Origin of the sequence: Acetonema longum DSM 6540 (genome assembly GCF_000219125.1) — a bacterium.
Lineage (GTDB): Bacteria > Bacillota > Negativicutes > Sporomusales > Acetonemataceae > Acetonema > Acetonema longum.
Genome location: NZ_AFGF01000071.1, coordinates 1 through 16,082, shown reverse-complemented (window position 1 = coordinate 16,082; position 16,082 = coordinate 1). Strand labels below are relative to the sequence as shown.

At 50.0% G+C, this 16,082-nt stretch carries 13 protein-coding genes, 1 tRNA gene and 1 other annotated feature; all 14 genes read left to right on the top strand.

Annotation, left to right across the window (positions count from 1 at the left end; translation table 11 throughout):
• Window positions 1–300 precede the first annotated feature (300 nt).
• The 14 genes from rpmG (at window position 301) to fusA (ending at window position 16,019) form a co-directional block, all read left to right on the top strand.
• Window positions 301–450 carry a 50S ribosomal protein L33 gene (gene rpmG, locus ALO_RS08580; RefSeq protein WP_004094878.1) on the top strand — a complete coding sequence of 50 codons (150 nt, stop codon included), beginning with the start codon at window positions 301–303 and terminating at the stop codon, window positions 448–450.
• Window positions 451–515: 65 nt separating this feature from the next.
• Window positions 516–591 (top strand) — tRNA-Trp (locus ALO_RS08575).
• Between the two features lie 104 nt (window positions 592–695).
• On the top strand, window positions 696–911 hold the full coding sequence (gene secE / locus ALO_RS08570; RefSeq protein WP_004094876.1) for a preprotein translocase subunit SecE: 216 nt from the start codon (window positions 696–698) through the stop codon (window positions 909–911).
• Between the two features lie 48 nt (window positions 912–959).
• Complete coding sequence (nusG, locus tag ALO_RS08565; protein WP_040293012.1) at window positions 960–1,493, top strand: transcription termination/antitermination protein NusG; 534 nt, start codon at window positions 960–962, stop codon at window positions 1,491–1,493.
• A 102-nt stretch (window positions 1,494–1,595) separates the two neighbouring features.
• The gene (rplK, locus tag ALO_RS08560) at window positions 1,596–2,021 is read left to right on the top strand and encodes a 50S ribosomal protein L11 (protein ID WP_004094874.1); all 426 of its coding nucleotides are present in this window, start codon (window positions 1,596–1,598) and stop codon (window positions 2,019–2,021) included.
• 195 nt (window positions 2,022–2,216) lie between these two features.
• Window positions 2,217–2,930 (top strand): 50S ribosomal protein L1, encoded by a 714-nt coding sequence (gene rplA, locus ALO_RS08555; protein ID WP_004094873.1) that lies wholly within the window; start codon window positions 2,217–2,219, stop codon window positions 2,928–2,930.
• Window positions 2,931–3,086: a sequence feature (ribosomal protein L10 leader region), on the top strand.
• A 19-nt stretch (window positions 3,087–3,105) separates the two neighbouring features.
• On the top strand, window positions 3,106–3,636 hold the full coding sequence (gene rplJ / locus ALO_RS08550) for a 50S ribosomal protein L10 (RefSeq protein ID WP_004094871.1): 531 nt from the start codon (window positions 3,106–3,108) through the stop codon (window positions 3,634–3,636).
• Between the two features lie 62 nt (window positions 3,637–3,698).
• Complete coding sequence (gene rplL / locus ALO_RS08545; RefSeq protein WP_004094870.1) at window positions 3,699–4,073, top strand: 50S ribosomal protein L7/L12; 375 nt, start codon at window positions 3,699–3,701, stop codon at window positions 4,071–4,073.
• A gap of 427 nt (window positions 4,074–4,500) precedes the next feature.
• Window positions 4,501–8,379, top strand: a complete 3,879-nt coding sequence (rpoB, locus tag ALO_RS08540) for a DNA-directed RNA polymerase subunit beta (protein WP_004094869.1) — start codon at window positions 4,501–4,503, stop codon at window positions 8,377–8,379.
• A 111-nt stretch (window positions 8,380–8,490) separates the two neighbouring features.
• Complete coding sequence (gene rpoC / locus ALO_RS08535; RefSeq protein ID WP_004094867.1) at window positions 8,491–12,438, top strand: DNA-directed RNA polymerase subunit beta'; 3,948 nt, start codon at window positions 8,491–8,493, stop codon at window positions 12,436–12,438.
• A gap of 207 nt (window positions 12,439–12,645) precedes the next feature.
• Window positions 12,646–12,891, top strand: a complete 246-nt coding sequence (locus ALO_RS08530) for a L7Ae/L30e/S12e/Gadd45 family ribosomal protein (RefSeq protein WP_004094865.1) — start codon at window positions 12,646–12,648, stop codon at window positions 12,889–12,891.
• A 98-nt stretch (window positions 12,892–12,989) separates the two neighbouring features.
• Entirely contained in the window at window positions 12,990–13,367 is a 378-nt protein-coding gene (rpsL, locus tag ALO_RS08525; protein WP_004094860.1) for a 30S ribosomal protein S12, read from the top strand.
• A 47-nt stretch (window positions 13,368–13,414) separates the two neighbouring features.
• Window positions 13,415–13,885, top strand: coding sequence for a 30S ribosomal protein S7 (rpsG, locus tag ALO_RS08520; protein WP_004094857.1), 471 nt, complete (start codon window positions 13,415–13,417; stop codon window positions 13,883–13,885).
• Between the two features lie 49 nt (window positions 13,886–13,934).
• Window positions 13,935–16,019, top strand: coding sequence for an elongation factor G (gene fusA, locus ALO_RS08515; protein WP_004094855.1), 2,085 nt, complete (start codon window positions 13,935–13,937; stop codon window positions 16,017–16,019).
• Window positions 16,020–16,082: the final 63 nt, after the last annotated feature.

Below are 16,082 nucleotides of genomic sequence, written 5' to 3'. Positions count from 1 at the left end.
TCTAAAAAGGTGACCGATGCAAGACCGCAGATACGTTGCGCATGGGCTTCTCCGGGGTCGGCAAGATATGTCTGCCGATCCTGTCTTTTTAGGCTTTGGAATAGCATAGTCAGGCGGGAACCTGGAGACAATGAATTTTGTTGAGGATGTAGATGTATAACGCCTGGCCGTAACGGGAATGGATAAATTATACAACCGGCTGCACACCCGGAGGTGTGGGATATTGACATGCCTGATTAAGTGTGCTAATCTGTATTAGCGATATTTTTAATGCTAGTTTAGGTTGAAAGAGGTGGAACGATGCGTACTGCAATTACATTGGCCTGCAGTGAATGCAAGCAACGGAATTATCAATCCAATAAAAACAAGAAAAATGATCCCGATAGACTGGAATTAAACAAATACTGCAAGTTTTGCCGTAAGAGTACTTTACACAAGGAAACAAAATAAACTATAATTAGAAAGATGCAAAGCATCAAAGTGATGTCTTGCGAGTCTGCTAAAGAGTGCATTGTAGGGGTATAGCTCAATTGGTAGAGTAGCGGTCTCCAAAACCGTTGGTTGAGGGTTCAAGTCCTTCTGCCCCTGCCAATATTTTTAGGAAAATAGAGTGTTTTTCGGAAAAAAAGTCTTAACTGGCAAAAATCCGAAAAGCGGCATTTTTTAAGTCTACATGATAACGAGGATGTGAGAAAATGCCTGGACAAGAAATGGCGCTTCAAAACAGCACCTCGAAAGTGAAACGTTTTGTGCGTGAAGTTAGAGCCGAAATGAAAAAAGTATCCTGGCCCACGCGACAGGAACTGCTTGCCTATACTGCTGTAGTTTTTGTTTCTGTGGTCCTGGTTTCCGCTTTGATATGGGTTATTGACGGTGGGCTTAGCATACTTTTAAGATCCTTTATCCATTAGAGCGCGCAAGCTGAGGGGGTTGATGACGCTTCGGCGTCCCTTATGGCGATGGAATCCGAAAGAAATTGGTACGTAATCCACACATACTCCGGTTATGAAAACAAAGTAAAGACCAACCTGGAAAAGAAAGTGCACTCCATGGCTATGGAGAACGAGATTTTCCGCGTCCTTGTCCCAATTGAAGATGAAGTGGAAATCAAGGGCGACAAGAAGAAAATTACCAAGAAAAAAGTTTTTCCGGGATATGTATTGGTGGAAATGATCGTAAATGACCGATCATGGTATGTGGTGCGCAATACGCCGGGAGTAACAGGGTTTGTAGGATCCGGTACCAAACCTATTCCACTCAGTGCTGCCGAAATTAAGCGTATTTTGAAATCCATGGGCGTGGAAGAAGCTAAGCCCAAGATGGATATTAAACCGAGAGAATTAGTCCGCATCACTTCCGGAGCGTTTGAAAATTGGTCGGGGACTGTGCTGGAGATTTATCCGGACCGGGGCAAGTTGAAAGTCCTGGTAAATATGTTTGGCCGTGAGACTCCGATTGAACTTGATTTTGCTCAGGTTGCAAAGATGGAGTAGCAGTTTCCCAGGCGTATAGCCTGTTCTATTTGAAACTGGTTTCCCGTGGGAGGGTTTAACGACCCGTTTTTACCACATCTTGTGTGAAGGAGGTGTTACCATATGGCAAAGAAAGTAGTAAAACTCGTAAAGTTACAAGTTCCTGCTGGTAAAGCTACGCCTGCTCCTCCTGTCGGTCCTGCTCTTGGTCAGGCTGGCGTGAATATCATGGCGTTTGTGAAAGAGTTCAATGAAAGAACTGCAGCCCAGGCCGGTCTTATTATTCCGGTTGAAATTACGGTCTTTGAAGATAGATCTTTCACGTTTGTCACCAAGACGCCGCCGGCAGCAGTGCTGTTAAAAAAAGCCGCCGGTATCGAAACCGCGTCGGGCGAACCCAACAAGAAAAAAGTTGCCCAAATAGGCCGTGCCAAAGTCCGCGAAATTGCCCAAAGCAAAATGCAAGACTTAAATGCTGCGAGCGTTGAAGCTGCTATGCGCATGGTGGAAGGCACAGCCCGTAGTATGGGCATTGACATTGTCGACTAGGTTTCCTTAGTCGTTCGGAAACTGCTGCAAAAGGTTCAGCTGCCAGGCATGGCGAGGATTAGGCCGCGGCTTACGGGGTAGTACGCAAGCAAATAACCGCAGGAACAACAACACAGATGGGCCTTTTGCAGCAGTTTCCCAATGTCTTGTGGGAGGAATATCCGTTATCACCACGAAATAGGAGGAATGTATTGCATGCCTGCACACGGAAAGAAATATCAAGAAGCTGTTAAGCAAATTGACCACGATAAACTATATGATCCGGAAGAAGCAATTGCCTTAGCGCAAAAGTCTTCCACCGCTAAATTTGACGCCACTGTCGAAGTAGCCGTCAAATTGGGTGTTGATCCCAAGTATGCGGATCAACAGGTCCGCGGCGCCGTGGTTTTGCCTCATGGCACCGGCAAGACCAAGCGGGTATTAGTTTTCGCCAAAGGTGAGAAATCCAAGGAAGCCGAACAGGCCGGCGCTGATTTTGTCGGTGCTGAAGATATGGTAGAAAAAATCCAAGGCGGCTGGACTGATTTTGATGTAGCTGTTGCTACTCCCGATATGATGGGCTTGGTAGGCCGTCTGGGTAAGATTCTGGGACCCAAGGGTCTGATGCCTAACCCGAAAGTGGGTACAGTTACTCTGGATGTGGCCCGGGCCATTAACGAAATCAAGGCCGGTAAGATTGAATACCGCACTGATAAAGCTGGTAATATCCATGCTCCGGTCGGTAAGGTATCGTTTGAAACCGCTAAATTGCTTCAGAACTTCCAGACCTTGATTGATACCCTGGTCAAAGTAAAACCGGCTGCTGCCAAAGGGCAATACATGCGCAACATCACCGTGAGCACTACTATGGGCCCCGGTGTCCGTGTCAATACCCTGAAAGCGGCTTCGGCCAAAAAAGATGCAGAATAACTTTATAATTTTTCAAGGCTGTAGACAGTAGGTGCGAAGGCATAAAGGACCTTTGGGTCCGCCCACCGAGGCCGGAGATAAAAGTGGCTTATTGACATTTGCTTTTGTCATAAACGACCTCCGGACTTTGCCGTGAGGTCGTTTTTGTTTTCGCAAAATTAAAGGAGGTGAAACAATGGCTATAACAGCGGAAAAAGAACAACTAGTTGTGGCAATGAAAGAAAAACTAGAAAAGACCAAAGGTGCGGTGCTTACCAGCTACCGTGGCTTAAGCGTGGCCCAGGATACGGCTCTTCGCCGCAAACTGCGGGAAGCCGGCGTAGAATATCGCGTCGTGAAAAACACATTAACCCGGATTGCTGCCAAACAAGCCAACATCGAAGGGCTTGACAAACATCTGGAAGGAACTACTGCCATCGCATTTTCCTTTCAGGACCCGGTAGCACCCGCCAAGATCATTTCGGACTTTCTCAAAGAAACCAAGACTCAGGCCTTAGAAATCAAGGCGGGTCTGGTAGAAGGCAGGGTCATCGATCCCAGCGGCGTAAAAGCTCTGGCCAGCCTGCCTCCGAAGGAAGTCCTGCTGGCCCAAATGCTGGCCGGTATGCAATCTCCGATGGTTGGACTGGTCAATGTGCTCCAGGGCACTACCCGCAACTTGGTCTATGCGCTTGAGGCAATTCGCCAACAGAAAGAGTCGGCCTAAGTTTAGCGGAATCTTTCCTTTCGAAACTACTAAATTTATCGTATAAAGTGGAGGGTATTGAAATGACAAAAGAACAAATTATGGAAGCCATTGAGCAAATGACAGTGCTTGAGCTGTCTGAACTGGTAAAAGCTTTAGAAGAAAAATTCGGTGTAACCGCTGCCGCTCCCGTAGCTTTTGCCGCTGCTCCTTCCGGCGCTGCTGCTCCCGCTGCCGCTGAAGAAAAAACCGAATTCGACGTAATCCTTAAAGACGCCGGAGCCGGAAAAATCAACGTGATCAAAGTTGTCCGCGAAATCACCGGCCTTGGCCTGAAAGAAGCCAAAGACCTGGTTGACGGTGCTCCCAAGCCCATTAAAGAGAAAGTCAACAAAGCCGACGCCGAATCCATCAAAGCTAAACTGACTGAAGCCGGCGCAACTGTTGAAGTTAAGTAATTAAGCGGATTTGATGAAGAGGATGTCCAGCAATGGGCATCCTCTTCATTATTCTGTGTAGCCGGGAAGGAAAAAGAAGCAGATACCAGTTCGGAGCTGCAGCAATTTTTTGTTAATACCAGTTGACATTATTTATGTTGTGTGGTAAAGTTTAATAATGCGGTGAGGTATCTAGATTATTTTATTTACCAACTGCTATACGAGTCATATTTTATACATAAAATTGGCTGATATAGTGAATAATCTTTGAATTGCCAGGAAATAGTAATATAATGGAGGATGAAACATCTTTCATCGTCAGGTAAAAAGGCAAGGTCCTTGTCCTAACAGAAGAACCTTGCTTATTTTTCATATTCTGTCCAAATAAAGTCGTATTTATTGTAAATCATTTATGTGTGTGAATTTGGGCTAAGGGGTGAAGGGTTTAATGTTCAATCCTGTTCCGGTGGGTAAGAAGGCCAGGTATAGTTATGCCAAGATTAATGAAGTGCTGGACATGCCTAACCTCATTGAGATCCAAAAAAATTCCTATGATTGGTTTCTCAAAGAAGGGCTCCAGGAAATATTTCGCGATATTTCTCCGATTCAGGACTTTACCGGCAATTTAGTTCTTTCATTTGAAACCTTTACGTTAGGTGAACCGAAATATGAAGTGGAAGAATGTAAGGAGCGCGATGTTACCTATTCGGCTCCGTTGCGGGTAAGCGTACGCCTGAACAACAAAGAAACCGGCGAAATCAAAGAGCAGGAAGTGTTCATGGGCGATTTCCCGCTAATGACCGAAACCGGCACTTTTATTATTAACGGCGCCGAGAGGGTTATTGTCAGCCAGTTGGTCCGCTCGCCGGGTGTGTACTATCATGAAACCATTGATGCCAGCGGCAAAAAACTGTATAACGCCACCGTGATTCCTAATCGGGGAGCCTGGCTGGAGCTGGAGACTGACGCCAATGACGTGGTATCGGTCCGGGTAGACCGGACTCGCAAACTGCCGGTTACCGTACTGATTCGGGCGTTAGGTTATGCCAGCAAAAGTGTGATAAGCGAACTGTTCCAGGATGATATCCGCATTCGGGCCACTTTGGAACGGGACAGCACCGACTCGAAAGAAGAAGCTTTGGTAGAAATTTATAAGAGGCTGCGCCCCGGTGAGCCTCCTACGCTGGAGAATGCCAACCAGCTTCTGGAATCGTTATTTTTCGACCCTAAACGCTATGATTTGGCCACTGTAGGCCGTTATAAACTGACGAAAAAATTAGGCTGGCGCCGCCGGCTGATGGGGAAGACCCTTTATCAGCCTTTGGTGAATCAAGCTACCGGTGAAATCGTTGTGCCTGAAGGTACGGTATGCGACGAAAAAGTACTGCGGACGATTGAACAAAGCGGCATTTTTTCCGGTACTAACCTAATTGAAGTTAAGATTCAGCAAAAAGATGGATCCCCGGTCAAACTTTTGTGTAATTCTACTTTGCCGTATCACCATCGCACCATTACCAGAGAAGACATCATTGCCTCGATTAACTATCTCCTGGTTTTAATGGAAGGCCATGGCTATACCGACGACATTGACCACTTGGGCAACCGCCGGCTGCGTTCGGTGGGCGAGCTGCTGCAAAACCAGTTCCGGATCGGATTGTCCCGGATGGAGCGGGTTGTAAAAGAGAGAATGACAATTCAGGACACTGATGTGATCACCCCTCAGGCTCTGATTAACATCCGTCCGGTGGTTGCTGCCATTAAAGAATTTTTCGGTTCCAGCCAGTTGTCCCAGTTTATGGACCAAACAAATCCTTTGGCTGAACTGACTCATAAACGGCGCCTGAGTGCCCTGGGGCCTGGCGGCTTGAGCCGTGAACGGGCCGGATTTGAAGTCCGCGACGTTCACCACTCTCATTATGGCCGCATGTGCCCGATTGAGACCCCGGAAGGCCCCAATATCGGTCTGATCGGTTCCTTGTCTACCTTTGCCCGGATTAACGAATTCGGCTTTTTGGAGACCCCTTACCGGAAAGTGGATAAAGAAAACCGTCGGGTGACCAGTGAAGTATCCTACCTGACTGCTGACGAAGAAGACGAAATGGTCATCGCTCAGGCCAATGACAAGCTGAATGAAGCTAGCTGGTTCGCTGAGCCCAAGGTGACTGTCCGTTACGGCAGCGATATTTTAGTGGTGCCGGCTGAGCAGGTCGACTATATGGATGTTTCTCCCAAACAGGTTGTATCCATTGCCACCGCCATGATTCCCTTCCTGGAAAATGACGACGCCAACCGGGCTCTGATGGGCGCTAACATGCAGCGTCAGGCTGTTCCTTTGTTGAGGACTCAGGCTCCGCTGGTAGGCACTGGCATGGAATATAAAGCCGCCCGGGACTCCGGCGTGGTCATTCTGGCCAAAAACGCCGGAGTGGTGGAAAGAGTCACGGCTGCCGACATCCATATCCGGAACGACAAAGGCGGTCTGGATACCTATAAAATGCTGAAATATCTCCGTTCCAACCAGGGAACCTGCATCAATCAGAAACCGATCATATTCAAAGGCGAACGAGTGGAAAAAGGCACCGTTCTGGCGGATGGTCCGGCCACGGATAAAGGCGAACTGGCGCTGGGCTTTAACGTTCTGGTTGCCTTTATGCCCTGGGAAGGCTATAACTACGAAGATGCCATACTCCTGAGTGAACGAATGGTAAAAGAGGATGTTTTTACCTCAATCCATATTGAAGAATACGAGTGCGATGCCCGGGATACAAAACTGGGACCTGAGGAAATCACCCGTGATATTCCCAACGTAGCCGAAGATGTATTGCGTGATCTTGACGAGCGCGGCATCATCCGGGTAGGTGCTGAGGTGCGCCCGGCCGATATTCTGGTAGGCAAGGTCACACCAAAAGGTGAAACCGAGCTAACCGCGGAAGAACGCCTGCTGCGGGCCATATTTGGCGAGAAAGCCAGGGAAGTCCGGGATACTTCCCTGAGAGTGCCTCACGGCGAAGCCGGAAAAATTGTCGATGTGAAAGTGTTCAGCCGGGAAAATGGCGATGAACTGCCGCCGGGGGTTAACCAGCTGGTCCGGGTGTATATCGCCCAGAAACGTAAGATTTCCGAAGGCGATAAGATGGCCGGACGCCATGGTAATAAAGGGGTAGTATCGCGGATTATGCCGGAAGAGGATATGCCTTTTCTGCCGGACGGTACACCGGTGCAGATCGTCCTCAACCCGCTGGGCGTTCCTTCCCGTATGAATATCGGGCAGGTGTTGGAAACCCACTTAGGATGGGCGGCCCAGACGCTCGGATTACAGGTCAAAAAACTTGCTGTGCTGAAAAAACAGGATGACGAACAGTCCCGGGAATATGAGGCCGATTTAGAGAACAGGCTTCGCCAGGTCGGTTACGACATAGGCCGGCATGGACTGCCTCAACCTGACATTGCCGGCGTTCATCTGGCCACACCGGTATTTGACGGCGCCGAGGAGCAGGAAGTTATCAAAACCCTGACTGCAGCCGGCTTGCCGGCTGACGGCAAAAGCGTGCTGTTTGACGGCCGTACCGGTGATGCTTTTGATAATCCGGTCACAGTAGGTTTTGTGTATATGTTGAAACTGGCTCACCTGGTGGACGATAAAATTCATGCCCGCTCCACTGGTCCCTACTCTCTCGTTACCCAGCAGCCCTTGGGCGGCAAGGCTCAGTTCGGCGGCCAGCGCTTCGGCGAAATGGAAGTATGGGCGCTGGAAGCCTATGGCGCCGCTTACACTCTGCAGGAACTGTTGACTGTAAAATCCGATGATGTGGTAGGACGGGTAAAAACCTATGAGGCCATTGTCAAGGGAGAAAATGTCCCAGAACCCGGCGTTCCCGAATCCTTCAAGGTATTGATTAAAGAGCTCCAGTCCATTGGCCTGGATGTGAAGATACTTAGCGAGGATGCCCAGGAAATCCTGATCCGGGATGGGGATGAGGATATTCACGAAACCGCCAAAGAACTGGACTTTAACCTGGGCGGCGAGGAAAAACGCATGGCCGCTTCCGAAAGAAAAACGACGGCTTATGATAACGACCCGGTTGATGAACTGGAAGCCTCCGATGATATTGAACCGTTGGAAGAAGAACTGGACATTATTGCCGAAATCGGTGAAATGGGTGCTGAAAGGTTTGATTCCCCGACGGGGGATGACGACCCGGAGGAAGATACGCCGCTGCGTAAAACCAGTATCAAGAAGACTAAAGCGGCCAAAGACGTCAAAAAGCTGAACGCTCGCAGTTATCTTGAGCAATATGACGACAATATCGACGAGGATGGCGAATAAGGTGCTGTTTTTCATCCGCTGATGCGGTTATGACGGATTGCCGGGCTTAGCCCGGCTGAATCCATATGGGTTGACAAAAGGCGATACAGTTTGGAAGGGAGCGATAACCCCTTGTTGGACGTAAATAATTTTGACTCCATGCGCATAGGTTTGGCCTCACCCGAACAAATCCGCAAGTGGTCTCACGGCGAGGTAAAGAAACCGGAAACCATTAACTACCGGACGCTAAAACCGGAACGGGAAGGATTGTTCTGCGAAAAAATATTTGGCCCGACCCGGGACTGGGAGTGTCATTGCGGTAAATATAAGCGGATCCGTTATAAAGGGATTGTCTGTGATCGTTGCGGCGTGGAAGTAACCCGCTCTAAAGTACGGCGGGACCGCATGGGCCATATCGAATTGGCGGCGCCGGTATCCCATATCTGGTATTTCAAAGGGATTCCCAGCCGGATGGGGTTGATTTTGGATATTTCTCCCCGTTCGCTGGAAAAGGTGCTTTACTTCGCATCCTATCTGGTACTGGATCCCGGCGATACCCCTTTGATGAAAAAACAGCTGCTCACCGAAAATGAATACCGGGAATACCGGGAAAAATACGGCAATGCCTTTAAAGTTGGCATGGGTGCCGAGGTCATTAAAAAACTGCTGGAAGAACTGGAACTGGAAAAACTCAGCCGGGAATTGCGCCAGGAACTGAAAGAAGTCAGCGGCCAGAGAAAGATCCGGGCCATCCGCCGCCTGGAAGTGGTGGAAGCTTTCCGCAAATCCGGTAATGACCCTGCCTGGATGATCATGGATGCCGTGCCGGTTATTCCGCCGGAACTGCGGCCTATGGTTCAACTGGACGGCGGTCGTTTTGCCACCTCCGATTTAAATGATTTATACCGCCGGGTCATTAACCGCAATAATCGCTTAAAGCGGCTTTTGGACCTTGGCGCCCCGGATATTATCGTGCGCAACGAAAAACGGATGCTGCAGGAAGCCGTAGACGCCCTCATTGATAACGGCCGTCGCGGTCGTCCGGTCACCGGCCCCGGCAACCGCCCCTTAAAGTCCCTGAGTGATATGCTCAAAGGCAAACAAGGCCGGTTCCGTCAAAACCTGCTGGGGAAACGGGTTGACTACTCCGGTCGTTCGGTTATCGTCGTAGGGCCGGAACTGCAGCTGCACCAGGCTGGTCTGCCCAAAGAAATGGCTCTGGAACTGTTTAAGCCTTTCGTTATGAAGAAACTGGTGAATGCCGGCCATGCTCATAACATCAAAAGCGCCAAACGGATGGTGGAGCGGGTACGTCCGGAAGTTTGGGATGTGCTGGAAGAGGTCATCAAGGAACATCCGATCCTCCTGAACCGCGCTCCGACTTTGCATCGTCTGGGGATTCAGGCTTTTGAACCGGTTCTGTCTGAGGGTAAGGCCATTAAGATTCATCCCTTGGTTTGTACGGCTTATAACGCCGACTTTGACGGCGACCAAATGGCCGTACACGTGCCCCTTTCGGCTGAGGCTCAGGCTGAAGCCAGACTGTTGATGCTGTCGGCCCACAACATTCTGTCTACCAAGGACGGCAGACCAGTGGCCACTCCTACCCAGGATATGGTCTTGGGTTCCTATTACCTGACCATTGAGCGGGACGGGGTGCCGGGCGAGGGTAACGTCTTCGCCAATATGAACGAAGTATTGCTGGCTTATCAGCATAAGGAAATCTCCCTGCACGCCAAAATCCGGATCAGGATGATGACTCCGGACGGGGAACTGGGATTGGTGCATACCACTGCCGGCCGTCTGATCTTCAACGATGCTCTGCCGGATCGCCTAAAGGCATTTTTTAAGAAGAATGATGGCTGGCACCTGGGAACCCTGATGGATAAAAAAGCCCTGGGCAAACTGGTGGCCAATTGTTATAATGCATTTGGCAATGCCGATACAGCCGGAGTGCTGGACCGGGTCAAAAAACTCGGATTCTCCTTTGCCTGCCGGGCAGGGATTACCATTGCCATCGCAGATATCAAGATTCCGGAACAGAAGAAGGTAATCTTAAAACAGACCGAGGAACAGGTTGATATCATTGACCGGCAGTACCGCCGGGGCCTGATTACCGGTGACGAACGCTATAAAAAGATCATCGGCCTGTGGACTAATGCCACCGACGATGTGACCAAAGCCCTGATGGAATCCCTGGATCGGTTTAACCCGGTATATATGATGGCCAACTCCGGTGCCCGCGGTAATATCCAGCAGATTCGCCAGCTGGCCGGCATGCGCGGCCTGATGGCCGACCCTTCCGGCCGGATCATTGACCAGCCGATCAAAGCCAACTTCAGGGAGGGACTCACCGTACTGGATTACTTTATTTCTACCCACGGCGCCCGCAAGGGTCTGGCTGATACTGCTTTGAGAACAGCCGACTCAGGTTATTTGACCCGCCGTCTGGTGGATGTAGCCCAGGATGTGATCATCCGGGAAGACGACTGCGATATTGTTGGCGTCAACATTGTTAAAGAGAAAATCAGACTGACCCCGCCCAGCGCTGCGGGCATTGAGCGGGTACGCACTCGGCTGCTGGATAGAACGACGGCAGAGGGAATCTATGATATAAAAACAGGTGCCCTTCTGGCAGCTAAGGGTACATTGCTGGATGAAGAAATCTTGGCCGATTTGGGACAACACAGCCTTGCAGAAATTGTTCTAACCCCTGTCGATGACCTTGATCATCCGGAAACCGTCTCCCTGGCCGAAACGGGAGAAGCCCTTGATCAGGCGCTGAAAGAAGCCATAACGCGCGAGATGCTGGACAAAATTATTACTGAATCCGTTAAAGACGGACAGGGTGAGGAAATCATTCCCGCCGGCACTCAATTGACCGAGGAAATGATCGATACCATTCTGGCAAGAGATGTCCGGGAAGTGAAAGTGCGCAACGATAGTATAAAAGGCATCGAGGTACAGGATATTATTGAAGGCAGCAGTGTAATCGAATCCCTGAAAGACCGGATCATCGGCCGGATTATTGCCGAGGATATCGTAGATCCGAAGACCGGGGAACTGGTTATTAAGACTAACGAAGCAATCGATGAGGCTATGGCCGACAGAATAGTGGCTGTCCGGGATTCAGTGTCCATCCGTTCGGTTTTGACCTGTAAGTCCCAATACGGGGTATGCCGCAAATGTTATGGACGGAACCTGGCTACCGGTCACATGGTGGATGTGGGCGAAGCAGTCGGTATTATCGCAGCTCAGTCCATCGGTGAGCCGGGAACTCAGCTGACTATGAGAACCTTCCACACCGGCGGTGTTGCCGGCGACGATATCACTCAAGGTCTGCCTCGTGTCGAGGAATTGTTTGAAGCCCGTAAGCCTAAGCGTCCGGCGATTATCAGTGAAACCGACGGCGTGGCTGAGGTTAAGGAAATTAAGGGCATGCGGCGGGTTACCGTTACTCCGGTCACCGGGGAAGAACGGGTTTATCAGATTCCCTACGGCGCCAGAATGCTGGTGCGTGACGGGCAGGAAGTACAGGCAGGGGAACGGCTGACCGAAGGTGCGGTGAACCCTCATGACATCCTGCGGGTGGGAGGACTGAAAGAAACCCAGCGCTACCTAGTGTACGAAGTGCAAAAAGTATATAAGTCCCAGGGTGTGGAAATCAATGACAAACACATTGAAGTCATGGTGCGGCAGATGATGCATAAGGTGAAGGTAGAGGAACCGGGCGATACCGAACTGTTGCCGGGTGAATATATCGATATCAACACCTTTGAAGAACAAAACGCCTTCGCTATTGAAAATGGCGGAGAACCTTCTGTTGCCAGGCCGATCCTCCTGGGCATCACCAAGGCCTCCCTGGCAACCGACTCCTTCTTGTCAGCGGCTTCTTTCCAGGAAACCACCCGGGTACTGACCGAAGCGGCAATCAAGGGCAAGGTAGATCCGCTCCTGGGCCTGAAAGAAAACGTGATCATCGGCAAACTGGTTCCTGCCGGAACCGGCATGAGCCGCTACCGTAACATCCGGATTAAGAAACTGCTGTCTCCCGATCAAACTGCCAGCGTATCGCAGTAACAGACAGTCTGCATCCTCGGATGTATAAAAGCCAGGCCGGTGATATCGGTCTGGCTTTTATAACAAAATTTATAAATATGACGGCGTATTTCCGCATACTTTATTGACAGAGTCTGGCGTAAGTGCTAAAATGTTAGAGTGTGTCTGGTAGTTTCCGTATATTTCCGGTAGCTTTCAGACTCCAAAATGGCTGAAAGAGTTGATTTCATGTATGATGAACTAAAAACAGCCCCAAAAGCAATCGGTGCCAAGCAGGCAGCCAAAGCCGTGGAAAAAGGCCTGGCAGTAAAAGTGTACTTGGCTTCGGATGCGGATCAACGCATAATTTCACCCATTGCAGAGTTGTGTCAAAGACACCACGTACCGGTCGAAAGACAGGCGACGGTGGCCGAACTGGGAAAATCCTGCGGCATTGACGTAGGTGCCGCCGCTGTGGCTGTTTTAAACAACTAGTGAGTTTCGTTTCACTCTAGGTAAATGTTTTGTGATTTGCCTTTGGCAATAGCAAAATTTTTATAATCAAATCCAATGTTTGGGAAGGAGGTGCACTTATGCCGACTATTAGTCAATTAGTGCGCAAAGGAAGAGAAGAATTGGTGCAGAAATCCACTGCGCCGGCCCTCAAGGAGTGCCCGCAAAAACGTGGAGTTTGTACCAGGGTGTATACAACAACCCCGAAAAAACCGAACTCCGCGCTGCGGAAAGTGGCCAGGGTTCGTTTGACCAACGGGATTGAAGTCAGCGCGTATATTCCGGGAATTGGGCACAACCTCCAGGAACACTCCGTGGTCCTGATCAGAGGCGGTAGGGTAAAAGACCTGCCAGGCGTTCGTTACCACATTATCCGCGGTGCTCTCGATACTGCCGGCGTACAAAAACGCAGCCAGGGCCGATCGAAATACGGCGCGAAACGGGCCAAGAAAAAATAGGCTTGTCCCGATGCAACAGACGAGTAATAGAATAAAGGAGGGATACGATGCCTAGGAAAGGTGCTGTACCCAAACGTGACGTACTGCCGGATCCGGTGTACAATTCCAAGCTTGTCACCCGGTTTATCAATAAAGTCATGCTTGACGGTAAAAAAGGAATTGCCGAAAACATCGTTTATGATGCTTTCGAAATTATTAGAGCGAAAACAGGCAAAGATCCGCTGGAAGTATTTGAAGTGGCTCTGAAAAATGTAATGCCCGTTCTCGAGGTTCGTGCTCGCCGGGTTGGCGGTGCAAACTACCAGGTACCGGTTGAAGTGCGGGCGGACCGCCGTTTATCGCTCGGCATCCGCTGGCTGGTGAATTATTCCCGGGCCCGGGGTGAAAAAACTATGTACGAAAGACTGGCAGGGGAACTTCTGGATGCCTCGAATAACGCCGGTTCTTCCGTGAAGAAAAAAGAAGATACCCACAAGATGGCAGAAGCCAACAAGGCGTTTGCGCATTATCGGTGGTAGTGCCCGGACTCGAAAACGTGAGTCCGAATTTTGCAAGGAGTGATAGATAGTGGCCAGGAAGTTTCCACTCGAAAAGACGCGGAACATAGGCATCATGGCACACATTGACGCTGGTAAGACCACTACGACCGAACGTATTCTCTTCTATACAGGTAAAGTACACAAATTGGGCGAAGTGCATGATGGCGCTGCGACGATGGACTGGATGGTACAAGAACAGGAAAGAGGTATTACCATTACCTCGGCGGCCACTACATGTCAATGGCAGAGTCATCGTATTAACATCATTGACACACCAGGGCACGTGGACTTTACTGTTGAAGTGGAACGTTCTCTCAGGGTGCTTGACGGGTCGGTTGCTGTATTTTGTGCCAAGGGCGGGGTAGAGCCTCAGTCCGAGACGGTATGGCGTCAAGCCGATAAATACGGTGTTCCACGTATGGCCTATGTAAATAAAATGGATATCACCGGCGCTGATTTTTACCGGGTTGTCGACATGATGAAAACCCGGCTGGGCGCCAATGCCGTTCCTATTCAATTGCCCATCGGTTCGGAAGACACTTATAAGGGCCTCATCGACTTGGTTCACATGAAGGCTGTCATTTACACTGACGACCTGGGGAAAACCAGTTCAGAGACTGAAATTCCGGAAGATATGAAGGAACAGGCTGAACTGTATCGCCAGGGCCTGCTGGATGCTGTGGCTGAAAGCGACGATGAGCTCATGATGAAATACCTCGAAGGTGAAGAACTGACCGTCGAAGAAATCCAAAAAGGAATCCGCAAGGCTACAATTGCCTGCAAAATGACTCCGGTCATCTGCGGTTCCTCCTATCGCAACAAAGGGGTGCAGCCCCTGCTGGACGCGGTTGTGGCTTATATGCCGGCGCCGACTGATATCGAAGCTATTAAGGGCGTCAATCCTGACAACGGCGAAGAAGACAGCCGCCATTCCGATGATAACTTGCCTTTCTCGGCTTTGGCCTTTAAAATCATGGCTGATCCCTATGTGGGCAAGCTGGCTTTCTTCCGGGTCTATTCCGGAACCTTAGCGTCCGGATCCTATGTGTATAACTCCACCAAAGGGAAAAAAGAGCGTATTGGCCGTATCCTGCAGATGCATGCCAATCACCGGGAAGAAATCGATATGATTTATACCGGTGATATTGCCGCTGCGGTAGGTCTGAAAGACACCACCACCGGCGACACTCTTTGTGATGAGAAACAGCCGATTATTCTTGAATCCATGGTGTTCCCGGATCCGGTTATCTCGGTAGCGGTAGAGCCTAAGACCAAAGCTGACCAGGAAAAAATGGGCACCGCGCTGGCCCGCTTAGCGGAAGAAGATCCTACTTTCAAAATGCATACCGACCAGGAAACCGGCCAAACCATTATCTCCGGCATGGGCGAACTTCATCTGGAGATCATTGTGGACCGGATGCTGCGGGAATTCAAAGTAGACTGCAATGTGGGCAAACCCCAGGTTGCTTACCGCGAAACCATTCGCAAACCCGTCAAGTCGGAAGGCAAATTCGTTCGCCAGTCCGGCGGCCGTGGCCAATATGGTCACTGCTGGCTGGAACTGACGCCTCAGGAACCCGGCCAGGGCTTTGTTTTTGAAAATAAAGTCGTGGGCGGCGCTATCCCGAAAGAATATATCAATCCGATCGAAGCCGGTGTTAAAGAAGCGATGGAAAACGGCGTAATGGCCGGTTATCCGATGGTAGACATCAAAGTTACCGTTTATGACGGTTCTTATCACGATGTTGACTCCTCGGAAATGGCATTTAAGATTGCCGGTTCCATGGGCTTTAAGGCAGGCGCCCAGAAAGCTAACCCGGCTCTGCTGGAACCGTACATGAAAGTAGAAGTGCTGGTGCCGGAAGAATACATGGGCGATGTGATCGGCGACCTGAACTCCCGCCGTGGACGGATCGAAGGCATGGAATCCCGGGCTGGCGTGCAGGCCATCAAGTCCTTTGTGCCGCTGTCTGAGATGTTCGGCTATTCCACCGACCTTCGTTCTAAAACTCAAGGCCGTGGTAACTACTCCATGGAGTTTGATCACTATGAAGAAGTGCCGAAAAATATTGCCGACACTATCGTGGCAAAAGTTAAAGGAACTTCCGCATAATCGGGCCTGTTGAAAAAGGCCATCAGATGAGAGTTCAATCAATTGTTAGCTTTAAGAAGTAAA